This window comes from Allocoleopsis franciscana PCC 7113 (genome assembly GCF_000317515.1).
GTDB classification, from domain to species: domain Bacteria; phylum Cyanobacteriota; class Cyanobacteriia; order Cyanobacteriales; family Coleofasciculaceae; genus Allocoleopsis; species Allocoleopsis franciscana.
The window spans coordinates 1,285,665-1,307,232 of the sequence record NC_019738.1; the positions used below are offsets into that span (position 1 = coordinate 1,285,665).

Annotated in this window: 20 protein-coding genes; 11 read left to right on the forward strand and 9 right to left on the reverse strand. The window is 46.7% G+C overall.

Annotation, left to right across the window (positions count from 1 at the left end; all coding sequences use genetic code 11):
- Positions 1-449: 449 nt before the first annotated feature.
- Positions 450-1,688, reverse strand: coding sequence for a pentapeptide repeat-containing protein (locus MIC7113_RS05400; protein ID WP_015181168.1), 1,239 nt, complete (start codon positions 1,686-1,688; stop codon positions 450-452).
- Positions 1,689-1,761: 73 nt separating this feature from the next.
- Here MIC7113_RS05400 and MIC7113_RS05405 point away from each other — a divergent pair, with 73 nt between their 5' ends.
- The gene (locus tag MIC7113_RS05405; protein WP_015181169.1) at positions 1,762-1,986 is read left to right on the forward strand and encodes a hypothetical protein; all 225 of its coding nucleotides are present in this window, start codon (positions 1,762-1,764) and stop codon (positions 1,984-1,986) included.
- A gap of 12 nt (positions 1,987-1,998) precedes the next feature.
- The gene (locus tag MIC7113_RS05410) at positions 1,999-2,967 is read left to right on the forward strand and encodes a putative 2-dehydropantoate 2-reductase (protein ID WP_015181170.1); all 969 of its coding nucleotides are present in this window, start codon (positions 1,999-2,001) and stop codon (positions 2,965-2,967) included.
- 145 nt (positions 2,968-3,112) lie between these two features.
- Here MIC7113_RS05410 and MIC7113_RS05415 read toward each other — a convergent pair whose 3' ends face one another.
- Positions 3,113-3,592, reverse strand: a complete 480-nt coding sequence (locus tag MIC7113_RS05415; protein WP_015181171.1) for a hypothetical protein — start codon at positions 3,590-3,592, stop codon at positions 3,113-3,115.
- A gap of 41 nt (positions 3,593-3,633) precedes the next feature.
- Here MIC7113_RS05415 and MIC7113_RS05420 point away from each other — a divergent pair, with 41 nt between their 5' ends.
- The gene (locus MIC7113_RS05420; protein WP_015181172.1) at positions 3,634-4,383 is read left to right on the forward strand and encodes a cyclase family protein; all 750 of its coding nucleotides are present in this window, start codon (positions 3,634-3,636) and stop codon (positions 4,381-4,383) included.
- A 149-nt stretch (positions 4,384-4,532) separates the two neighbouring features.
- Positions 4,533-5,129, forward strand: coding sequence for a 2OG-Fe(II) oxygenase (locus tag MIC7113_RS05425; RefSeq protein WP_015181173.1), 597 nt, complete (start codon positions 4,533-4,535; stop codon positions 5,127-5,129).
- 90 nt (positions 5,130-5,219) lie between these two features.
- Here MIC7113_RS05425 and MIC7113_RS05430 read toward each other — a convergent pair whose 3' ends face one another.
- The gene (locus MIC7113_RS05430; RefSeq protein WP_015181174.1) at positions 5,220-6,770 is read right to left on the reverse strand and encodes a YcjF family protein; all 1,551 of its coding nucleotides are present in this window, start codon (positions 6,768-6,770) and stop codon (positions 5,220-5,222) included.
- Positions 6,771-6,932: 162 nt separating this feature from the next.
- On the opposite strand from MIC7113_RS05430, the gene MIC7113_RS05435 reads away from it, so the two are divergent.
- Positions 6,933-7,454, forward strand: a complete 522-nt coding sequence (locus MIC7113_RS05435; protein WP_015181175.1) for a DUF937 domain-containing protein — start codon at positions 6,933-6,935, stop codon at positions 7,452-7,454.
- Positions 7,455-7,563: 109 nt separating this feature from the next.
- Here MIC7113_RS05435 and MIC7113_RS05440 read toward each other — a convergent pair whose 3' ends face one another.
- Together MIC7113_RS05440 and MIC7113_RS05450 are read right to left on the reverse strand one after the other, a co-directional pair.
- Positions 7,564-8,529: an Hpt domain-containing protein gene (locus MIC7113_RS05440; protein ID WP_015181176.1), complete on the reverse strand. Its 966-nt coding sequence runs from the start codon at positions 8,527-8,529 to the stop codon at positions 7,564-7,566.
- Between the two features lie 484 nt (positions 8,530-9,013).
- A complete protein-coding gene (locus MIC7113_RS05450; RefSeq protein WP_015181177.1) occupies positions 9,014-9,856 on the reverse strand; it encodes an alpha/beta fold hydrolase in 843 nt (280 codons plus the stop codon).
- A gap of 311 nt (positions 9,857-10,167) precedes the next feature.
- On the opposite strand from MIC7113_RS05450, the gene MIC7113_RS05455 reads away from it, so the two are divergent.
- Complete coding sequence (locus MIC7113_RS05455; RefSeq protein ID WP_015181178.1) at positions 10,168-10,470, forward strand: WGxxGxxG family protein; 303 nt, start codon at positions 10,168-10,170, stop codon at positions 10,468-10,470.
- Positions 10,471-10,501: 31 nt separating this feature from the next.
- Entirely contained in the window at positions 10,502-10,810 is a 309-nt protein-coding gene (locus tag MIC7113_RS05460; protein WP_015181179.1) for a WGxxGxxG family protein, read from the forward strand.
- A gap of 202 nt (positions 10,811-11,012) precedes the next feature.
- Here MIC7113_RS05460 and MIC7113_RS05465 read toward each other — a convergent pair whose 3' ends face one another.
- On the reverse strand, positions 11,013-11,651 hold the full coding sequence (locus tag MIC7113_RS05465) for a phosphoribosylanthranilate isomerase (RefSeq protein WP_015181180.1): 639 nt from the start codon (positions 11,649-11,651) through the stop codon (positions 11,013-11,015).
- Positions 11,652-11,809: 158 nt separating this feature from the next.
- Between MIC7113_RS05465 and psaK (MIC7113_RS05470) the strand changes: the two genes are divergently transcribed.
- Together psaK (MIC7113_RS05470) and psaK (MIC7113_RS05475) are read left to right on the forward strand one after the other, a co-directional pair.
- Positions 11,810-12,088, forward strand: coding sequence for a photosystem I reaction center subunit PsaK (psaK, locus tag MIC7113_RS05470; protein WP_015181181.1), 279 nt, complete (start codon positions 11,810-11,812; stop codon positions 12,086-12,088).
- Between the two features lie 145 nt (positions 12,089-12,233).
- Positions 12,234-12,512 (forward strand): photosystem I reaction center subunit PsaK, encoded by a 279-nt coding sequence (gene psaK / locus MIC7113_RS05475; RefSeq protein WP_015181182.1) that lies wholly within the window; start codon positions 12,234-12,236, stop codon positions 12,510-12,512.
- Positions 12,513-12,545: 33 nt separating this feature from the next.
- On the opposite strand, the gene MIC7113_RS35970 is transcribed toward psaK (MIC7113_RS05475), so the two are convergent.
- Positions 12,546-12,785, reverse strand: coding sequence for a hypothetical protein (locus tag MIC7113_RS35970; protein WP_155897940.1), 240 nt, complete (start codon positions 12,783-12,785; stop codon positions 12,546-12,548).
- Here MIC7113_RS35970 and MIC7113_RS05480 point away from each other — a divergent pair.
- Complete coding sequence (locus MIC7113_RS05480; protein ID WP_015181183.1) at positions 12,776-13,975, forward strand: site-2 protease family protein; 1,200 nt, start codon at positions 12,776-12,778, stop codon at positions 13,973-13,975. The genes MIC7113_RS35970 and MIC7113_RS05480 overlap by 10 nt on opposite strands.
- Positions 13,976-14,038: 63 nt before the next feature.
- On the opposite strand, the gene MIC7113_RS05485 is transcribed toward MIC7113_RS05480, so the two are convergent.
- Together MIC7113_RS05485 and MIC7113_RS05490 are read right to left on the reverse strand one after the other, a co-directional pair.
- Positions 14,039-14,818, reverse strand: coding sequence for a lipoate--protein ligase family protein (locus tag MIC7113_RS05485; RefSeq protein WP_015181184.1), 780 nt, complete (start codon positions 14,816-14,818; stop codon positions 14,039-14,041).
- 79 nt (positions 14,819-14,897) lie between these two features.
- Positions 14,898-15,404 (reverse strand): YbjN domain-containing protein, encoded by a 507-nt coding sequence (locus tag MIC7113_RS05490; protein ID WP_015181185.1) that lies wholly within the window; start codon positions 15,402-15,404, stop codon positions 14,898-14,900.
- A gap of 276 nt (positions 15,405-15,680) precedes the next feature.
- Here MIC7113_RS05490 and MIC7113_RS35310 point away from each other — a divergent pair, with 276 nt between their 5' ends.
- Positions 15,681-21,557, forward strand: a complete 5,877-nt coding sequence (locus MIC7113_RS35310) for a PAS domain S-box protein (RefSeq protein WP_015181186.1) — start codon at positions 15,681-15,683, stop codon at positions 21,555-21,557.
- Positions 21,558-21,568: the final 11 nt, after the last annotated feature.

Here is a 21,568-nt window from a genome sequence, read left to right on the forward strand (position 1 = left end):
ACTTCCCAGGATGTCTGAGACCTGAGTGTTCTCAGCATCATATTTTTGTTTCCCATCAACTCAACAGAAAACCGAAATTATCCGGCTTGCCTAAAAATAATAACAGCTAATTCCTAATCATTAAATAAAGCTTTTATTCTGCTGAGAAAGTTTCCAAACTCTATCCTTGAGGAGGTTACAGAGCGAGTCCGAAGATTGTTTGCAGTTTTATGGAAAAGATTTATAGGTCGATTCTGCCATTGCATCAATCTTAGGACAGATTGAGAATGCCGGAAAATGACTGGGGCGTAGAACCCAGAGAGCCGATTTTTTCATGATTCTTCACATTACCCTGCACCAGATTCCAAAAGTACAATAGACCTCTGGCACAAAATAAAAACCCCTTCTCATCCCACTCTCCCCAGCGCCCTCGCCAACCTCATAGCCCCATTTAAATGCACAACAGCTGATCAAATGGGTGGGGGAGTATCGGGTTTAGGTCGTCTTTTTTGTCCAAGTCGCCTAAAGACATATTCATGCTGGACTTTATCAAACTTCGTCTCATTTGTAATGCCCCAGTCTTCAATACAGGCTGCGACAAGACGAGCTCCGGTTAAATCAGCTCCATCTAAGTGCGCTTGCGTGAGCTTGGCTTTGGATAAATTGGCTGACTGTAAATTGGCTTCACTGAGATCGGCACCCACAAAACTAGCTTCGACTAAGTTGGCTCCCCGCAAATTAATGCCTCGTAGCAAGCAATGGTCGAAGTTTTGATTTTGTCCTTCTCCTGTAACCACCAACTGCCGTACTTGTTCATTTTGTAAATAAGTCCCTCCCACACAAGCCAGGGATAGCTTTTGAGCTTGGAACCAACAGGTACGAGTCAGATTCGCCCCTCTAAAATTGGTGCTTTCGAGGGTAGCTTGCGTGAAATCGGCATCCGTTAAATTGGCTTCTCGAAAACGAGTACCACCAATCGCGGCAAAGGTAATCGTGAGTTGGCGAAGGAATGTATATTTAGGGTCTCCCGCAAAGGCTTTCCAGCTCACAGAAGCCGACAATCCAGCGGCAGCCATGGCTACAGCCACAGCCACAGCCGCCGCTACACTTCCCGCGACGGCGGTTGTTTCAGAAGACGTGATCGCCACACTCATACCCGCTGCCGTGGCAGCTGCGCCTGCGACAACCACAGCCGAACCCGCGCCAGCACCCGCTCCAGCCGCTGATGCCACCAGGGCGATCGCAAAAGCAAGAGCAGCGGCAACCAAGGCGGAGACAACAACAGTCCCCGCCCCCAAGGTTCCTAAAGCAGCTCCTGCTGTCACCCCTACTACGACTAGTATTGAGCTGGCGATCGCTAAACCTTGGCGGAGGGTAATAGTCATGAAAACCGCTAACGTCATTAAGACAATGACACCCGCCAGAAGTTGAATGGGTTCTGGATGAGTTAACGCGCCTGCTGTAATCACCCCTACCCAAGCGGAAGCCCCTCCGGATAGAGCCGATAGCAATAAGGACACGCCGAGTAAAATAATGGCCCAACCCGGTTCGCGTCCCGCTTGTGCCTGACTAAAGTTAGCCTCCACGAGCAGGGCGTTGGTAAAATCGGCTCCTCGGATATCAGCGTAGCTAAAGTTGGCACCGACCAGGTCTTTCCGTCCTTTGAAAGATCGGCCGCGCAGATTTTGACCGGAGAAGTCCAAAGTCATGTTGTAGATGCACGGTGCTATGGCACATTGGTTGATAAAGGCATACCATAAAACTTGTGTTTAGGGAGAACTGATGGAGCGCTCAAAAATTGTAGCCATTATTACAGGTGCGATTTCTGTACTGCTAGCGATCGCATATCTGATCTTGGTTCAGCTATTAGATTTTCGAGGCGAGATGATTCCAGCTCCAGTGGGTCAGCTAGCGCCAACCGTGGAAATGGCTTCTGACCACTCGCTTCATCGGCTTGCCTTTCATCCCCCAACTCTTTTACCACTAGGAGCGAAAGCGATCAAGTAAATTAATTACGGTATGATTTCTACGACTCCTAAAGGCGATCGCCGTTATGCCATCCTGGGGACGGGGGCGTTAGGTGGGTACTACGGTGCTTGCCTGCAACGAGTAGGCTTAGAGGTTCACTTCCTGCTACATCGCGATTACCAACACGTTAGAGAGCAGGGTTTAGTGATTGAGTCAGCCGATGGGGACTTCACTCTCCCCGTCGTCAATGCTTATGATGATGTTGCCCAAATGCCAGCTTGTGATGTGGTGATTGTGGCACTTAAAACCACACAAAATCACTTACTATCTGACATGCTGCCGCCTGTCGTCAAAGACGACGGTGTTGTTTTAGTGCTGCAAAATGGCATGGGGATAGAACAGGAAGTCGCCCAACTTGTTGGCTCAAAACGGGTGATGGGGGGTTTGTGTTTTCTCTGTTCCAATAAAGTGGAGCCAGGACATATCCACCACCTGGATTACAAACAAATTACCTTGGGCGAATATCTTCCAGACTATCAACCCGGTGGCTTAACACAGCGGATGCGTCAGATTGCCGATGATTTTGAGCGTGCAAGTATCCCCATCACGTTGGCGGAAGACTTGCTGTTGGCTCGTTGGCAGAAATTGGTGTGGAATATTCCCTACAATGGGCTTTCTGTGGTACTGGATGCAACAACGAATGAACTGATGGCAGATAATTCTACGCGATCGCTCGTTGAACAGCTCATGGGAGAAGTGCTTGCCGGTGCGTCGGCTACGGGTCGTAAGATTAGCGATCGCTTTATTCAAACGATGCTCGATTATACAGAAAAAATGACCCCGTATCGTACCAGCATGAAAATTGACTATGACGAAAGGCGTCCCTTAGAAGTAGAGGCAATTGTGGGTAATCCCTTACGGGTTGCCACAGCCGCCGGTACTGATTTGCCGCTTATTTCGATGCTTTACCGTCAGCTCAAGTTTTTGGATATGCAAAATCGTCGCTTCAATACCGATTAGCTTCAAGTCTTGATTCAATCATTTTCTCGTTGAATAACTTATTTGATCTAGTGCAGCATGGCAGAAATAACTGACCAGCTAAAATCTCCCCTGCTCCCCTGCTTGCACAGAGGTGGTCAGAAACTTTTGCCGTCATGCACTAGGCTCACTCCGCACAGGGTAGTGAAAAGTTTTTCCACTGGCTAGAGGTTGCAACAGTGGCTGTGAAAGCCACGTTTGGATAACATTTGTATTCGATAAAAAAGGGTACATAACTGATTTCTGTTTCGGGCGGAATGAAGACGGAGCGTGTTTGGGTTTCCTTCCAAGGAGAAACTCTTCCTGTTGCTGCTGTTGTATACCCTTTACCATCAACCACAAGTCTTATTTTTTGCGGTGGGACTACTTGGTTTGACGGTGAAGTTTGCTTTCCCCTAACCTTAACACTGACAAGAATATCCATATCCATACCGTAAGGGTTTGGCAAAGGAGAGAGGGGAGATAGTTGATTAGTCGAACGATCAAATACTTGAAGTGTAATATCTTCAATCGTTAGTCGATTTTGATTTTGCTCCAAAGCGTAACTTGTTGATGCAATGAAGCCTATGAGCAATAATCCAATTATAAAAATTCGTAAGAATTTCATCGTTTTTCCTCATTCCTTTCCTCCCCAATCAAGGGAAGCTTATGGACAGTCAATCACCCAGTAACCTACCTGCTAATAGTTTTTTACCCTTAACTATTACCATCAGGCGAATTGTTCATCTTTCTCATATTATCGACCCCAGCATTCCTCTTTGGCCTGGTGACCCACCTGTAGAATTTGAAACTGTCGCTGAGTTGGAGCAACAGGGTTATAATCTGCGGCGTTTCTCAATGGGGGAACATAGCGGTACACACATGAATGCGCCTAATAGTTTTTATCCCCAAGGCATGAGCATTGACCAATACTCAGCCGAGTCATTGATTGCTCCCGCCGTGGTGATTGATATTCGCCAGCAGGCAGCAGCAAATCCTGATTATGTGCTTACAATATCTGATGTTCTGGCATGGGAGCAAGAATACGGTCAGATTCCTCTAAAAAGTGTGGTATTGCTGTTCACGGGATGGCAGTCCAAGTGGTCAGATAAGGGGGCATTTTTCAACCAAGATGCTTCTGGAGAAATGCATTTTCCGGGCTTTGGCAGTGAGGCAACTCAGTTTTTACTTTCACAACGCCAGATTGCTGGAGTAGGGATTGATACCCATGGAGTGGATTCCGGTCAGGATACAACTTTGGCTACCAATCATTTCGTTTTAGAACAGCCTCGCATTGTGCTAGAGAATTTGACTAATTTAGACCAGTTACCTGCGATCGGTACAATATTAGTAATTGGTATTATTCGTCTCTTGGGTGGTACTGGCTCCCCTGTGGCGGTGTTGGCATTGGTGTCTTGATTTCATTTTTATGCTTCTGCAATAAGAGAGTACAAAGAAATATAAGCTCTGTTTTAACCAAGGTGGAGAGTATCCAAAAATTATCAGATGCTCCAATTTTTTCGTGTGAAATTTTTTCCTACTTGTAGAAAATTCGCTCAGACAATCCAATGCTCAAAAACGTTTTTGTTCCCGATCGCCTTTTTACCGTCTCAAACATTCTATCTCCACAGGAGTGTGCGGAGTATATCACCTTAACGGAGAACATTGGCTACAGCCCTGCGGGTCTTACCGTCGGTCAAGATGAATATATGATGGCTCCCAATGTTCGCAATAACGATCGCGTCATCCTGGATGACGAACAACGTGCAGCAGACTTATGGCATCGTATCGCTGAGTATGTTCCCACCCGAATCGATAACTGGACGGCAATCGGACTAAATGAACGTTTCCGATTCTACCGCTACGACCCCGGTCAACGATTTGCACCCCATGGAGATGGTTCTTATATGCGAAGAAACGGTGACCATAGCCGATTAACGTTTATGATTTACCTCAACGATGGCTTTGAAGGGGGCGACACTCGCTTCTATCTAAACCACAACTACTTTGAATTACTTGATCCAAATGTGATACCTGATATATCCGTAGTGCCTGAGACAGGTATGGCTTTGTGCTTCCGCCATGAACTGCGGCATGAGGGTGCTCGCGTGATTCGGGGTAGGAAATATGTCCTACGCTCAGATGTCATGTACACAGTGATCTAATAAACTGTTCCAGTAGCATTGGAATAACTCAAAAACCTCAGCGTCCCTCAGCGTCCCCCTCTGCGCTCTCTGCGTTAAAAAAAGAAATTTTCACCAATCACTGGGTGTATTGGGTTCTTCTTGCTCTGTCGATTGGCTTTCTAAAGGTCTAATCACTCGCGCCATCGCTTCTTGCACAAATGCCTTGATAAACTCATCCTTACGGTTGAGCTGAAATTGTCGTTGCACCACTTCAGTAATCCCCCCATCCCCCCAATCTTGGTCGTTGCGGAAGTATTCAATAAAACTTTTCCCCGCAATTCGTGTCAGATAAGCACCGGTAACCCCCTGAATTGCCTTTCCAATCACTATCGTTGCCACATTCAATCGCAACGCCGTCGAAAGCAGCTCAATCGCACCTCTGACAATCCCCAAACTCACCATGGTTTTGCCCAAAGACAGCGCCAGTTCCTTACCTCGCTCCATATTCAGTTCACAACCATAAATTTTGCCAATTTCCACAACCATTTGGGCATTCACCGCAGCGGCGGCTAATAAATCCAATCCCGGTAAGGGGGTTACGGCAATTACCCCCGCGCTAATCCACTGGAAGCGTTCCACCACCTTTTCCGCTTGACGCCTGCGCTGGTTGTCGATTAAGCGTCGAGCTTCTTCCCCTAAGCGCTGAGATTGCAGCAGAATATTGTCAGCGACTAAGTCTTCTCCTTCTGAGCGCAGCACCGCCGCAAGGCGTCGGATTAACGGCATCACATCGGTTTCGGGTTGGAAGATTTCGCCATTTTCTAGACGAACCGCTTGGGGATTAGCAGCAATTGCCACCACATCCATCACAGCAATAAACCCTTTGACGCGCTGCCGCAACCGCGCCAGAATCGTTTCTTGATCGTCTTCCGAATAAAGGTCAGTTTTATTGAAGACCAGGATACTGCGCTTGCCAATCTCTGCCAAGCGGCGCAGCGGTTCATATTCCGACTGCCGTAAGTCATTATCGACCACAAACAGCAATAAATTGGCTTCGGTTGCCAGTTCCCGTGCTAATTGCTCTCGTTGGGTACCGACGACACCCGCCTCTAAAATTCCGGGTGTATCCGTAATCAAAATCTGACGTTCTAATCCCTTCAACTTGAGGCTATACGTCTCTCCTTCCCCCGTCGTCCCCATCGGTGCACCCACTTTCCCCACCATCCGCCCTATCAAGGCGTTTACCAGTGAGGTTTTACCCGCCGAACCTGTCCCAAATACCACCACTTGGATTTCTCCCCGCGATAGGATGGATTCAATTTCCCGCGATCGCGTGATTAACTCTTGCCGCGCCACCTCATCCTGAATCTGTGTGACCTGTTTTTGCACCGCCTTCAGGGTTTCTTCTGCCGCCTCCGTTTTCTCTTCTGGGACTCTTGGTGTTCTCCGACGTCGGCGTGATTTCCGTTTGGAGCGCCCAAATAGCCCCAAATAATAGATAAAGGCAAAAATTAACAGCCCAAGTAGGACAATCACCAAACCGAGCAAAATATTGGCGAGTAGAGGAGATGTCCAAGCAATTTGGGTATATAGGCTGCTAAGAGAATAAATCAGCCATAGTATTAGCACCAGAATTAGGCTAATACCAATAATGAGCGTCAATAAGCGCGACAGAGGCATGAATCAGTTCGGCTGTTTGTTCATATTCTAAAACGCAGCCGTCAGAGCGACCCTCTCTACTGAGACGGGGAATTGACGCAGATGACTTTGAGTTCAAGCTTTTTAAAGCCGAAGATTAGCTATACTCTGTAGTTGGCAGTTGGCGAAAACGGAGGAAATATCATGAGCTTGTTCGACCAAATCCTCGGCGCGATCGACAATCCCTCTCAGCAAGCGAGTCCTAATCAGCTAGGGGAGATTCTCAGTACCGTGCAGCAGTTAAGTAATAATGCTAATACTGACCCCTCAACGATTCAATCGGTCTTATCCGTTGTGGGAAGCTATGCTCGCTCTGCTCTGCAACAAAAGCGAGCCAATGAGGGGGAGCAGCAAACTCAAGCCTTTGTTAATCAATTTGGCGGTACTCAGCCTAGCAATCAAGCCGTCCAATTGCTTTTTGGTGCGCCTCAAATCCAGCAAATCGTTCAAGAAGTTGAACGGCGGACGGGGCTAAGTTCAGGCACGATTCAAGCCATGTTACCCATATTGGTTCCCATCGTGTTAAAGTTCCTGCAAACGGGTAGCAGTACTACACCATCCCAAGGGTCAAATCCCGTTCTGAATACGTTCTTAGATGCTGATGGCGATGGTGATGTGGATATCGCGGATGCCTTAGGGATGGCAGGACGCTATTTCGGACAGTGAGGAGACTGGGTTGAAGGTTGAAAAGTTAGAAGGTTGAAGGTTCAATGAGTCTTCTAATTTGCTCACTCGCCAACTTTCTAACTGACCTCTTCTGCCCCAGCCTTTATGATCAGCCGCGAGTCGCTTGAGCGAGCAACTTAACCAATTGCACCAGTTGTGGTTTGTCAAACGCTTTAACCAGAACCTTGGCAGCCGCTTTGGGTTCTAGTGGCAAAGTAATTTGTTTGGCGGTGGTAGTCGTCGCTTTTGTTGCCGCCGATGGTTTCTCCTTCTCCTTACCGGGAGTAGCCGCAGCTACCGTGGCGAGTTTTTGCAATTGGGGACTAGGAATTAATTCATTGGCTTTCCCTTGTTGTAATTTATCGCTAGCTTGCTTGAGTTCCTTAATCACGATTGGGGCTAGCGATGGATAGGAATTCTTGGGATTCGCCATGGCTTTATAGGAGACTTGGATCAATGATTGCCAAGGTTTAATCCCCGCCCCTAGTTGTAATAATCGCTTGCACATCGCCTGAAGTTGTTGACGACTGGCTGGTGTATCCTGTTGTTTAAATAGCTGCAACATCTGCTTCAAAATTTCTGTTACTTGAGGCACAAAGTTGGGAGGAAGCGACCCTGGCTTTTTAGTCTCTGGGGGCGATGCTTCACCACCACCCTGCAATAAGCTGTTGAGGTAATTTTGCAATTTGGCAAACTCTGGTTCTGCCGCTTGCATCTTTTTCTCAGCATCCTCTTCCCGCAAGCCAAACGGTCCTTGTAGCTGTTCGATTAAGTCTTTGAGAGTGTCGTATCCCTTTAAAAATAAAGCCTCTAGCTTTGGGTCAATCTTGATAGTATTCTCTTTGAGAATTTTGAACGAATCCTCTAATCGGTGGGCTGTTTTTTGAATACTGGCAAAGCCTAGCATTGCCGCCCCCCCCTTGACTGAGTGGGCAGCACGAAACATTTCATTCACCCGCTCCGGATCTTGCACCACCGTGCGTAGATCTAATAGCCCTTTTTCCAGGGTGTCGAGGTGTTCTTTTGCTTCTTCAATGAAATAACCTAAAATCCTTTGCTGGTTACCGGCATCCACGGCAGTGTTTCCTAGATTAGAACAGTTATGTGTACTCAGGTCTGGAAGGACTACCTCGGTCGATGTTGGCACCGGGCAGTATTAAGTGTAGGCTTTGCCAAATCTACCAGTCAGACTCTATTTTTTAGAGTACCTCCAAACCGGCTAATGATTGTTCCTAGCAACCAGAGTTTTGCTCCCTAATGCGGGATTTTTTACCACAAATATTTTTTAAAGTCAATGATTCCACTGGGAGCAAGCATGGCGAAGCGCATGAGCTTAAGCTTTCGTGGCTCTGGGAAATCTCTAGGACACCAGCACCAAGCATACTGATAAAAAACCCCCAGCAGGAAGCTGAGGGGAAACTCGAAGGAGCTTTTATGTCTTTCTATATTCGGTGAAATTCTCGCTATATCCGCACAAATTAATTAAACAGAGAAGACTCTGACAAAACTTGGGTCTATTTCTGCACAAAAGCTGATTGAAAATGAGAAACACATAAAATCTATCCTCCCAAAAACTCGCGCATATAGTGATTGACTAACTCTGGCTTTTCCTGCTGCACCCAGTGGCTACAGTTGGGAATATAGCGGATTTGAAAATCTCTAACGAATTCTTGCGTTCCATAAGTCAACTCCTTACCCAAGGCCGTGTCATCTTCACCCCAAATCATTAACGTTGGCACATCGAGTAAAGCCCAATCTTGGGGTCGGGCACTGGTAAAAACATTGCGGTAATAGTTAATCATCGCCGTCAGTGCACCGCGCTTTGCCGCTGCATTTTTATAGGCTTCTATATCTGCTGGAGTGAAGGCGCTTTTATCAATCGCCATATCCACGAATGCATTGCCAAGCGCTTCGTAGTCGAAGGCTTGTAACCATAGTTCTGGTAGGATTGGGATTTGGAAGAAGAAGACATACCAACTCCGCATCAACTGCTGAGGAGTCCGCAAGCCTTCCGCAATTTTGGCGGGATGGGGAATGTTCAGCACAATCAGCCGTTCTACCATTTCTGGGTGAGCATAGGCAAAGTTCCAGGCGATCGCACCACCCCAGTCATGAGCCACTAGCACACAGCGCTCATATCCTAATCCTGTAATCACACCCTCAACATCTTTAACCAGTTCACTCATCACATAAGCCGATTGCTCTGGCGGCTTGTCACTATCGTTGTAACCGCGCAGATCGATCGCAACCACCTTATAATCCTTCGCAAATTCTGGGATTTGGTGACGCCACGAGTACCAAAACTCTGGAAATCCATGCAGCATGAGCATCAGCGGCCCTTCACCTTGGGTGACATAATGCAGCCTCACGCCATTGCTGACAATATAGTCGTGTTGCCACATTTCTTGGATTACAGCTATTACTCTCTCCTCAACTTTTTCGGTAATCCTATCAACTTTATTTATTCTTGTTGAAAACGCGGCTGGCCGGTGAGGACTGTGTCAAACAGGGGGATCGCTTCATGGATGGTCATTTGTCTAAAATTAGGCTTTTTTACTCTCTTCTTTTAGAGATACGGGTCGATTGTTTTTTCTCTCTCCTCAGTGCAGCAACCGACGTTTAGGGTTTATGGCTAAAGATTGATTCAACTAATTTTTGCAAAGCCTAAGCTTATGAGCATTAGAAACGGCTTAAAACAAAAGGAGATTAACTCATGAAGCTTTCTAATCTATCTAAAGTTGTTAGTGCTGGTGCGATCGCCGCAAGTTTAGCCATTGTCCCTTTAACAGCCCCGGCACAAGCCCAAACCCAAGATACTGCTCCGGGTACGACCTATAATCAGCGCACTGGAGATGTGGATACTGCCTATACTGACAATGATTTTGATTGGGGCTGGTTAGGTCTACTTGGTTTGGCTGGATTAGCCGGTTTACTTCCTAAAAAGCGTCACGAAACTGTTCATTACACCACCCAAGACCCTGATGTAGTGGCTCGTTCTCGCTCTGATTTTCGGTAATCCAGTTATTTAAAGAGAAGGGAATACAATCATGAAGACTTCTAGTTTTTCTAAATTTATTAGTGCGGGTATCCTTGGTGCAAGTTTAGCGGTTTTGCCGTTGGCTGTTCCCGCACAAGCTCAAACCCAAAATACCGCCCCGGATTCAACCTATAATCAGCGAACGACTGATGTGGATGCTACTGAGACTAACGACGACTTTGACTGGGGTTGGTTAGGTCTGTTGGGTTTAGGTGGATTAGCCGGTTTACTTCCTAAAAAGCGTCACGAAACCGTTCATACTCATCCGATCAATGACCCTGATTTAGGAGTCCGTCCGGGTTCTGACTATCGGCGGTAATCTCATTAGGCTTCAGGTATGGGGCTAGCGCTACGAACTAAATTGTAGTTGTTTTCTCAAACTCTAACGGGTTTACTACTCTTTCTGGATGCGGGTGTAGTCGTTACCCAGCTTGAGAAAAAGTAAACAGCTACCTGCCCCATAACGCAAAAGTACCTCTTACACTATTCGTAGATAAGGGAGGTACTTTTGCTTGTTGCGTTTATCGGTAATCAAGACTTCCCAATCGCTCAAATAGCAAGGCGACTTGAGCTAAATCTTTATCTCCTGGCGATCGCTCCACGCCACTTGATAAGTCAATCCCACTCGGTTGCAACTCCCTCAAGGCATCTAAAATGTTATCCGGCGTCAAGCCACCGGCGAGTAACCAAGGAATGCTAGGGCAAAATTCTCGCAGAATTGCCCAATCTAAGGTTTTCCCCGTACCCCCCAGTAATTGAGGATGGTAAGCATCCAGCAGGAGTGTATCGACACAAGGGGTGTAAGTCACCGCCCGCTCTAAACATTCTGGAGTCTTCACCCTCAGGGCTTTGAGAATTTCCATTTCAGGCAGAGCATAGCGTAACTTTTCGCAAAATTCTGGGGATTCATCACCATGTAGTTGCACGGAAGTCAAACCGGCGTCGGCAGCAATTTGACAGATTTCTTCCCAATCTGCATTAGCAAATACACCAATACAATCTATCGGTAACGGTAACGACTCCACGACTGCCCGAATTTGACTGGGCGTCACATAACGAGGGGAGGCTTGTACGCAGATAAAGCCGAGGGCTGTTGCTCCTAGTTGCGCGATCGCTTGACCTTGCTCCGGTTTGGTAATACCACAAATTTTGACCCGCATGGACATCCTTCATTAATCTTTGCTTATTTGGGAATTTTGTTGAGTTTTATATCAAAAATGGGGGTAAAAGTGTTAATTCTTAAAACAAGTTGTGAAATTGTTACCAAAGCTTTTTATGATTTTTTTGTTCGTATCGAATTGATCAAGCAAGGAAATCAATGTTTATTAACTCACTTTTAATGACTGTCCAAGCGACTGTTCCATCCACACCCCAATGGAGTCCTAGCGTAGGGCTAGTCATGATTTTGTGCAACCTGTTTGCCTTCGCCATTGGTCGCTTCGCGATTCAGAAAAAAGGTGTGGGTCCCGATTTACCCGGTTCCAAGCCTGCTATTTTGAACAAATTTGGTCTTCCTGAACTGTTGGCAACCGCCAGCTTTGGTCACATTCTGGGGGCTGGTGTGATCTTGGGACTGAGCAACGCAGGCGCTCTTTAGAAGTATATTTTTGTGAATCAACTTGTCTCAACCATCCTTTTCGTAAACCGCAATCATTCCCAAGGGAGACGGGAGAATGGCTGTTCCTCGGTAGCCTTCTGGTATTGGACTTGTATTTAGGTTAATCACGAAAGGAGAGGACATCTTGATTCATTCGATTTTATTGGCAGCAGTACAGGAAACCGTCCCCGCCACACCTGCGGCGAGTGGGAATCAGTTCTTGGTGATGGGTATATGCATCATCCTTGGCCTGCTCATTGCCCGTATTGGTATTCAGAACAAGGGCAAAGGATCTTCCCTACCCTTACTAGAGCCAGTTTTGGGTAAAAATTTTGGTCTCCCAGAATTAATCGCGGGTATCAGCTTCGGTCATATCTTGGGAGTGGGTTCCATTTTAGGGCTGACCAATACCGGCCTGTTCTAAAAAACGCTTCCCGTTGAGGACAATAAAAGAGTCTCAAACAGACGCCCAATACTTGGACAGCTTGCTGCTCAACTTGGGCGTTTTAATTTTGGTCGTATCCTGGTAATTAGAGGCACGATAACGATTGGGGAGAGTGGGGTTGGAGCGCAGACGAAGATGGGAGAAATTCTCATGGGTTTCTTTGATCCATAACGGGTGCGTCAGCGCTGGTGAACCGTTCACCTCTAAAATCGGGTCAAACGTCGAAGGAAGGGGAAAATCTGATGCAGGCAAAATGGCGAATTGGCTCTTTATTCGGAATCCCGCTATTTTTAGATCCGTCGTGGTTTTTGATTTTAGGGTTGGTAACTCTACTCAATGCCTTGGATTTCTCTCGCCGCTTTGAGTTGGTTTTGGCTTGGAGTGCTGGGTTGGCAATGGCGCTATTGTTGTTTGCCTCTGTTTTGTTGCATGAACTCGGTCATAGTTTAGTGGCGCGATCGCAGGGTATTAAAGTTAACTCGATTACCCTGTTTATCTTTGGTGGGGTAGCCTCGATTGATCGGGAATCCAAAACCCCTGGGCAAGCTTTTCAAGTGGCGATCGCTGGCCCCGGTGTGAGTTTAGGGCTGTCTGCACTGCTTTATGGGGTGGCTCAGGTCGTGCCCAGTAATAGCATAGGACAGGTTTTAGCCCTGGATCTGGCGAACATTAATTTAATTTTAGGGATATTTAATTTAATTCCGGGATTGCCCCTCGATGGGGGACAAGTGTTGAAAGCCGCGATTTGGAAGGTGACGGGGAGTCGCTTTCAGGGGGTGCGTTGGGCGGCTCAAACGGGTAAATTTTTGGGGGGATTGGCGATCGCGATCGGGTTGTACTGGATACTGATGGAGGGTCAGGTTGGAGCGATTTGGCTAGCGTTGATTGGTGGGTTTGTATTTCGCAATGCCACAGCTTATGAGCGATTAACCACTCTCCAAGAAGCCTTACTTCAGATTACGGCATCAGAGACCATGACCCACGAGTTTCGTGTGGTGGATGCCAATCAAACCCTGCGCTCCTTTGCCGAGGATTATATCCTGACAGACCTTCAATCGATGATGCCCTACTACGGGGCGGCTAATGGACGTTATCGCGGTTTGGTGGCGATTGATGATTTACAGGTGATTGAGCGCAGTCAATGGGAAACTCAGACTCTGGACAGGATTGTACATCCCTTATCGGAAATTGCCACCGTGGAGGAGAAGACTCCATTAGCTGAGGTGATTCAACGCCTGGAAACCGAACCGCGAAATCACTTGACGGTTCTCTCTCCTGCGGGTGCCGTTTCGGGTGTAATTGATCGGGGTGATATTGTTCGCGCTGTTGCCAAAAAGCTGAATATGTTGATCAGTGAGGCGGATATCAAGCAGATTAAAGCGGAAAATAGCTATCCTCCAGGGTTACAACTCCCAGCGATCGCACAGGCAATTAATAATTAAGATAATCGGCATCAAACATTGCATTGCTTGGACGGGCAGGATTCCCATCCCAAGTGTTCACGACTATTTAGCGTCGAAAGGTAAAGGAGGCAGCGCCAGAATCTGTTGCCATTCCAGTTCCGATAAAGGCTGCGTCACGAACTCAATACCAAAACAACGACAGGCAGACTCCGTTAGCGCTTCTATGACAGTGGGAATTAGGCTGTCTCCCTCCGGCTGAATGGGCAGTTGGAGGAGCGGTGGTACGGGTTGACCAAAAACTTGGGTAAATAACTCACAATGGCTTGACAAAACAATAGAACCATGCTGCAAAATGGCTTTTCCCCGTTGCAATTGGGCACTCCCAATCAGCTTATAACCTTCAGCCGAAAGTAAATCGGCACCTGTAGCCGTGCCAAAACAGTTGGGATTGTGAATATAGTCTCGTCCGGCTGCACCATAGTGGAGTTTTATACCCAGCGATCGCCACCCTTCAATCAAAAACTCACAAATCCTTTGATAGATGTCCTGGCGTTTCCCTGTCAATCCGGAGGTAACCACCATATAAGTTAAATCCCCGTGATGCAACACCGCTCGTCCCCCAGTGGGACGGCGCACCAAAGGCACTGCTTGTCCTTCCCAAGTTAGCTGCTGCCAGGATGCAGGCCATCGGCGTTGATGATAGCCTAAGGAAATCGTCGGTGAAGCCCAAGTGTAAAACCGCAACACGGGAGGCTGCTTTCCCGCTTGGTGCTGCTCCAATAGCCAACGATCAATTGCCATCTGAACCTGTCCCGACGCCTGCAATAAGGGAATCAAACGCCAAGATGAGTGAGGATTTGAAATTGAGTCGTTTGCAGCCATCCAATCTTATAAAGTTCTCCCCGCACTGCCCGGATCGGACAGTGGGGACTTCGCGGCACAAATAATTTGAATTTTGAATTTAGGAGGCGGCACCGAACTCAGCCTGTAAGGCATCGTCGTTGTCATCGGCAATAGTGGCTACAACCGTAATGGCGCGAGAAATTTCCCCAGGCGATAGCTCAGCAACCGTTCGGGAAGATAACACGACCACTTGACTATTGACAATTGCAAAATGGGCTTCAAATGTATCAGACCAGTTCATTTCTAGCAGCTTACGCATCAACTGTGGCTCATTGTTGGCGGGAAGCGGAAGCACCGAAGACCAAACCGTGAATGTGTCATCATCGCTGGAACCCGTCAGTTGCACAAACACTTCAACGCTACCGTACTTAAATTTCCACATGTAGCCGTCTTGGTTATGGCTCACCATCGCTGTGTTTTCTTGATCGAGGCTGGAAATCACGGTTTCGATAATTTCCACATGATTGACAGTAACACTATCCTCAACTAACTCAGTGGCAACGATCTCTTCGGTTGACAAGGTTTCGGTAGAGAGGGTTTCGGGGTTTGGGTCTTGGGTTGTCATAGGCTTGAGTGGTTTCCTCCGATTGGGATTTGCTCAAAACCCAGTATCCCCCGTGAGTGAACTTCTTGGTAGATGAAAGTTTGCCTGACTCTTAGAAAAGATTAAGGCATCGCCATTGAGTCAGCGAGCAGTATCCGTTTAGATGACGACTCAGAGTACAACGTCATCTGCCTTTAGACTTATGTTAGTTTTGCCAGAAGAAGCGATCAGCTACCGCTTCGCTAACCATGGGGCTTTAGGCGATCGCACTCCCACCCGCATCCTCCCTATGCTCCTATGCCCATTCCTACTATTTCTCCCTTAGTGAAAAAAGTCTTGAGAAAACTGCCCCTGCGACTGGTTCTCACCTTACCGTTTGTGCTGCAAACCGTAGGCGCAGTAACTCTAGTGGGCTATCTCTCCTACCGCAGTGGACAGCAGGCGGTTGCAGATTTGGCTAATCAATTGATGCAAGCAAAGGGCGATCGGATTGTTCAAAGTCTAGAGCAATATCTTAAAACCCCAAAGGATTTGGTGAGGGAAAATCAAGCGGCAATGAAGCTGGGGATTTTAGACTGGCAAAATACGTCCCTCATAGAAACCTATTTTGTTGAGCAACTGAAGATTCACACGGATGTCAGTAGTCTCGTGATCGGGACAGAACGCAAAGATTTTCTTTCCGTTACTCGTCCTCATCCTGATCGGTTCACCATTCGCCAACGCAACCCTGAAACGGGGGCGTTGGAAAACTATGCAGCGGATTTACAGGGCAATCGCCTGTACTTGCAAGATACTCTACCCAATTATGAACCCCATGCTGACCCCCCAACCCGTCCGTGGTATAAGGTGGCAAAAGACTCTAAAGAGGGACATTGGCAGTTAGTCGTGTCTCTGGTGCGAGGCAAAGAGCAGCCCTTGCTCCTCCTGGCTTACTTTTTACCATTTGTAGACCCTCTAGGTCAGTTCCAGGGCGTACTCAGTGGTAGCGTCTTTCTTGACCAGACTGGGGAGTTTTTACACCGTCTTCAGATTGGCAAGACTGGACAAGCTTTCATTATGGATGAAAAGGGACTGCTGATTACGACCTCTACCACTGAAGAACCCTTTCACCTGAATCGTTCCATTGAGCCAAAAGAAACGTTACCACCAGAAGTTTTGCGGTTAGCGGCTAAAGACAGCCAAAATCCGGTTACGCGAACAGCCGCAGCTTGGAGCGTGAAACCTGATGCTCATCCTATGGGATTTCGCCTGCAAAACAAATCATATTTTGGGCGTGTTATCCCATTCCAGTTAGATAACCAAATCCGTTGGACGATTGTGGTGGTTGTCCCAGAGTCGGATTTCATGGCTCAAATTCAGGCAAATATTTACCGCACACTGATGCTATGCGGATTGGCGCTACTGGGGGCAATTAGTAGTGGGATTTGGACCTCAAAGCGAATTTCGCGATCGCTTTTTCGCCTTACCCAAGCTACCGAAACCGTAGCTGTTGGCACCCTTGATACACCGCTTCCAGTTACCCGCATTGCTGAAGTGGAGAGTTTGACGGCATCCTTTCGCCAGATGGTGATGGCACTTCAAGAAGCCAACCAACTTCGCCAAAACTATGCCCAAGATTTAGAACGACAGGTTGCTTTAAAAACGGCTGCCCTCACCGAAGCTCAACACATTGCGAAGGTTGGCAGTTGGGAGTTTGATCTGGCGAAACAGGAGGTGATTTGGTCACAGGAACTGTATCGCATTTATGAAGCCGAAGAGCAAGCGCCGGTACCCAGACCGGATCTAACCATTCAGCAGATTCATCCCGATGATCAGGAACGATTCCAACGGGAGGTGGTTGAAGCGATGATTGCTCCTGGATTCTTCGATACTGATTTAAGGATCATTACCCAGAAAGGCAACATTCGCTATATCCATGCCAAGGGACAACCCATTTACAATGCCCAAAAAGAGGTGGTGAAGTGGGTAGGTACGGTTGCCGATATTAGCGATCGCAAAGTAACTGAACTGGCACTGCAAGCACAAGAGCAACAGTTATCCAGCATTGCCGCCAATATTCCCGGTGGCATTTATCGAGCAGTTTATTCCGCAGACGGCAACCTGTTGAGCTTGTATTTAAGTGATAGCTACCGCCAACTTTTAGGATATGACCCCAATGAATTGCTCCAAGATCCAGGGGGTTTAAATAATGCCTTAAATCTGATCCACCCAGATGATCGTCCCAAATTTTTCCAGGCATTACAACTAGCCGGACAAACATTAGAACCGGTTCAGCTGGAGTATCGGTTAATGACTGCATCAGGAGAAGGGAAATGGATTATCGATCACGCCCGATTTCAAAAGGGGGAGCAGGGTGAACTGATTGTAGATGGGGTGGATATTGACATTAGCGATCGCAAACTTGCAGAAGTTGCACTACAGCAGAGTGAGGAGCGTTTTCAGGAAATTGCATCCACGATTAACCAATTTTTCTTTGTTCGTTGTGCCAAATCTCAACAATTTCTGTATGTTAGTCCCGCTTACGAAAAGATTTTTGGAAGCACCTGTGAGAGCTTATATAAAAACTCTGACTCTTGGTTAGAGGCGATACATCCCGACGAGCGCCAACAGATTATTGCATCTCTTTCACAACAGTTTCAAGGCCACTCGGTCAGGCGAGAGTACCGCATTATTCGTCCCGATGGTGCAATTCGCTGGATTTATGCACAAATCTTGATAGTTCGGGATGAAGCCGGTCATCCACTCCGCTACATAGGCTTTGCTGATGACATCACAGAGCGCAAACAAGCTGAGGAAAACTTACAACGGTATGAACGGATTGTTTCCGCAACAGCCGATGGTATTGCATTGCTAGATCGGAACTATATTTATCAGGTGGTCAATCAGACTTATCTGATTTGGCATAATAAACAGTACGAAGAGATTGTAGGACATTCAGTCGCCGATCTTTTAGGCGAAGATTTATATCAAAATCTGGTTAAAGAGTGTTTAGATCGAACGGTAGCTGGAGAGACTGTTCGTTATCAAGCCTGGTTTGAGTTTAAGGCTGAGCCGACAAAACAACGCTTCTTGAATGTTACTTACTCGCCTTATTATGAGACAGACAATACCATATCAGGAGTAGTTGTCGGACTGCGGGATCTCACACAACAGAAACAAGCTGAAGACGCATTGCGCCAAAGCGAAGAACGCCTGAAATATCTGCTCACCGCTAGTCCCGCCGTCATTTTTAGCTGCAAGCCTGAGGGAGATTATCGGGCTACATTTATGAGCCAGAATGTCCGCGCTATTCTGGGCTACGACGCACAAGAATTTCTCAACAGTTCCCAGTTTTGGGAGATGCGCGTCCACTCGGACGATTTGGAGGGCATTGTCGCCAGTTTACCGCAATTGTTCGAGCAGGGGTCTTGCACCTACGAATACCGCTTCTTACATGCGGATGGAACTTACCATTGGTTATACACTCAACTGAGGTTGGTCAAGGATGAAGTGGGCAACCCCTTTGAGTGCATTGGTTATTTGATTGATATTAATGATAAAAAGCGTGCAGAACTTTCCTTGCAAGCCTCTCAATCTCGATTTGCAGGCATTCTCGAAATTGCTAACGATGCCATTATTACCGTAGACGCCTTGCAACAAATCACTCTGTTTAACCAGGGAGCGGAAAAGATATTTGGCTACAGAGCGGATGAAGTTTTAGGGCAACCCCTCGATTTGCTCTTGCCTAGTCGTGTGAGAGACATACATCATCAGCACGTTACTGCCTTTAGCGAATCGGTTGGTACAGCAAGACGCATGGCAGAGCGGGGCGAGATTTTTGCCCGCCGCAAAGACGGGAGTGAGTTTCCGGCTGAAGCCTCAATTTCTAAGCTGGAAATCAACGGCGAAATCATCTCTACTGCTATTTTGCGTGATATTAGCGATCGCAAACATGCCGAAGCAGCCCTTAAACATAGTGAGGAACGCTACCTTGCCATTATTGAAGATCAGACAGAACTGATTACTCGATTTCAACCGGATGGTACACTCACTTTCGTGAATCAAGCCTTCTGCCGCTATTATGCTAAGTCACGATCAGAGATTCTGAATAAACGTTATCAACCGTTTATTTTCCCACAAGACCTGGAAAAAATCAGGCAATTCCTAGACTCCCTCAACGTGGAAAAACCTCTAGGAACCATTGAACATCGGGTTATTGTTGCTGGGGAAATTCGCTGGATGCAATGGATTAACCGGGCAATATTTGATGAGCAAGGTAACTTTGTTGAGTTCCAGTCAGTAGGACGAGATATTACAGAACAAAGAAAAGCTCAGGAAGCCCTCAAAAACAGTGAACGTAAATTTAAGGGAGCCTTTGATACCATCGCCGTAGGGATGTGTCTGGTCTCGATTGCGGGTGGATTTTTAGAAGTTAATACAGCTTTATGTCAAATGTTGGGCTATTCTGAGTCGCAACTTTTATCTATAAGGTGGCAAGATATTGTCTATCAAGAAGACCAATTTCAAGAGCTAGAATGCGTAGAGCGAATGTATGCTGGTGAACAAGACGGTTATCAACTTGAACAACAATTTGTTTGTCAAGATGGAACAGTGATATGGGGACTATCCAGTGTTTCCTTGATGCGCGGTATTCACCAAGAACCTATGTATCTAATTGCCCAAGTTACTGATATTACAGAGCGCAAACAAGCCGAAATCGCCCTGCAAGCTGCCAAGGAAGCCGCAGAATCGGCAAATCGAGCAAAAAGCAAGTTCTTGGCGAATATGAGCCACGAACTCCGTACCCCTCTCAATGGCATTTTGGGCTACGCGCAAATTCTGCAACGGAATAAAGACACGACTCCTCAACAAAAGAAAGGTGTGGACATTATCCAACAGTGCGGCGAACACCTGCTCACACTGATTAACGACATTTTAGACCTCTCTAAAATTGAAGCAGAGAAACTTGGACTCTACCCAGACGATTTTAATTTTTCCGCCTTCCTCAAAGGGGTTTTTGAAATCTTTTGCCTCAAAGCCGCACAAAAATCAATTGACTTTAGATATGTAACGTCTAACAAACTCCCTACGGTAGTTCATGCTGACGAAAAGCGACTGCGCCAAATCTTAATTAACCTTTTAAGCAATGCTGTCAAATTTACTGATGCTGGTAGTATTACGTTCAAGGTAGAGGTAATTGGAAGTAATAAACAAGACCAATTATCAATTAATAATCCAAAATCCAAAATTCAAAATCAATTGATTCGCTTCCAAGTTGAAGATACTGGCATCGGTATGACGAGTGAGCAATTGGAAAAAATATTCTTGCCTTTCGAGCAGGTTGGGAATAGTTCCCGTTATGCAGAAGGAACGGGTTTGGGGCTATCGATTACTGAGAAACTTGTCTGTTTAATGGGAAGCCAAATTTTTGTTGAAAGTACTCCTGGGGTTGGGAGCAAATTTTGGTTTGACTTAGACTTGCCTGTTGTCTCAAACCCAATAGAGTCAACACTCATCAAATCAACCCATACTATCATTGGCTATCAGGGCAAGAAACGGAAAATTCTTATTGTTGATGACCGTTGGGAGAATTGCGCCGTCCTCGTCAATCTCCTAGAACCCCTCGGATTTGAACTCACAAAGGCAGCGAATGGACAAGAGGGTTTAGAAAAAGCCATTGAGGTGCAACCGGATTTAATTTTTGTTGACTTAGTCATGCCTGTAATGGATGGTTACGAAATGACCCGGCAACTACGTCAATTCCCAGCGTTTCAAACTACAAAGATTATTGCCATCTCTGCCAATGCCTTTGAAGCTGACCAACTTTATACCCTGGAATCTGGCTGCAACGATTTTCTCTCCAAGCCGCTTCAAACTGAAGAATTGTTACACAAAATCAAGAGTTACTTAGACTTAACCTGGATTTCTGACCCGAAAAAGACTGGGGATGGGGAAACACTATCTATAAATATCGTAGATGCGACATTACCCCCAATGGTGATACCACCTCCTGAAGAACTGCTTGCCCTGTCACAAGCTGCTATGATTGGTGCTATTTCTGAAGTTGAGCAGGAAATTATCCGACTCCAGCAATTAAACCCTGAATATACTGCTTTTGTGACCAGAGTATTGCAACTTGCCGAAGAATTTGAATATGAAGAAATTGTAAACTTAGTTGACTGCTATTTAATATAGCGTTTCTCTAT

What these genes read in the sequence shown, in the direction of transcription:
- MIC7113_RS05400 (WP_015181168.1), bottom strand. Translation starts at nt 1,688, where the DNA reads ATGACTTTGGACTTCTCCGGTCAAAATCTGCGCGGCCGATCTTTCAAA.
- MIC7113_RS05405 (WP_015181169.1), top strand. Translation starts at nt 1,762, where the DNA reads ATGGAGCGCTCAAAAATTGTAGCCATTATTACAGGTGCGATTTCTGTA.
- MIC7113_RS05410 (WP_015181170.1), top strand. Translation starts at nt 1,999, where the DNA reads ATGATTTCTACGACTCCTAAAGGCGATCGCCGTTATGCCATCCTGGGG.
- MIC7113_RS05415 (WP_015181171.1), bottom strand. Translation starts at nt 3,592, where the DNA reads ATGAAATTCTTACGAATTTTTATAATTGGATTATTGCTCATAGGCTTC.
- MIC7113_RS05420 (WP_015181172.1), top strand. Translation starts at nt 3,634, where the DNA reads ATGGACAGTCAATCACCCAGTAACCTACCTGCTAATAGTTTTTTACCC.
- MIC7113_RS05425 (WP_015181173.1), top strand. Translation starts at nt 4,533, where the DNA reads ATGCTCAAAAACGTTTTTGTTCCCGATCGCCTTTTTACCGTCTCAAAC.
- MIC7113_RS05430 (WP_015181174.1), bottom strand. Translation starts at nt 6,770, where the DNA reads ATGCCTCTGTCGCGCTTATTGACGCTCATTATTGGTATTAGCCTAATT.
- MIC7113_RS05435 (WP_015181175.1), top strand. Translation starts at nt 6,933, where the DNA reads ATGAGCTTGTTCGACCAAATCCTCGGCGCGATCGACAATCCCTCTCAG.
- MIC7113_RS05450 (WP_015181177.1), bottom strand. Translation starts at nt 9,856, where the DNA reads ATGTGGCAACACGACTATATTGTCAGCAATGGCGTGAGGCTGCATTAT.
- MIC7113_RS05455 (WP_015181178.1), top strand. Translation starts at nt 10,168, where the DNA reads ATGAAGCTTTCTAATCTATCTAAAGTTGTTAGTGCTGGTGCGATCGCC.
- MIC7113_RS05460 (WP_015181179.1), top strand. Translation starts at nt 10,502, where the DNA reads ATGAAGACTTCTAGTTTTTCTAAATTTATTAGTGCGGGTATCCTTGGT.
- MIC7113_RS05465 (WP_015181180.1), bottom strand. Translation starts at nt 11,651, where the DNA reads ATGCGGGTCAAAATTTGTGGTATTACCAAACCGGAGCAAGGTCAAGCG.
- psaK (WP_015181181.1), top strand. Translation starts at nt 11,810, where the DNA reads ATGTTTATTAACTCACTTTTAATGACTGTCCAAGCGACTGTTCCATCC.
- MIC7113_RS05480 (WP_015181183.1), top strand. Translation starts at nt 12,776, where the DNA reads ATGCAGGCAAAATGGCGAATTGGCTCTTTATTCGGAATCCCGCTATTT.
- MIC7113_RS05485 (WP_015181184.1), bottom strand. Translation starts at nt 14,818, where the DNA reads ATGGCTGCAAACGACTCAATTTCAAATCCTCACTCATCTTGGCGTTTG.
- MIC7113_RS05490 (WP_015181185.1), bottom strand. Translation starts at nt 15,404, where the DNA reads ATGACAACCCAAGACCCAAACCCCGAAACCCTCTCTACCGAAACCTTG.
- MIC7113_RS35310 (WP_015181186.1), top strand. Translation starts at nt 15,681, where the DNA reads ATGCCCATTCCTACTATTTCTCCCTTAGTGAAAAAAGTCTTGAGAAAA.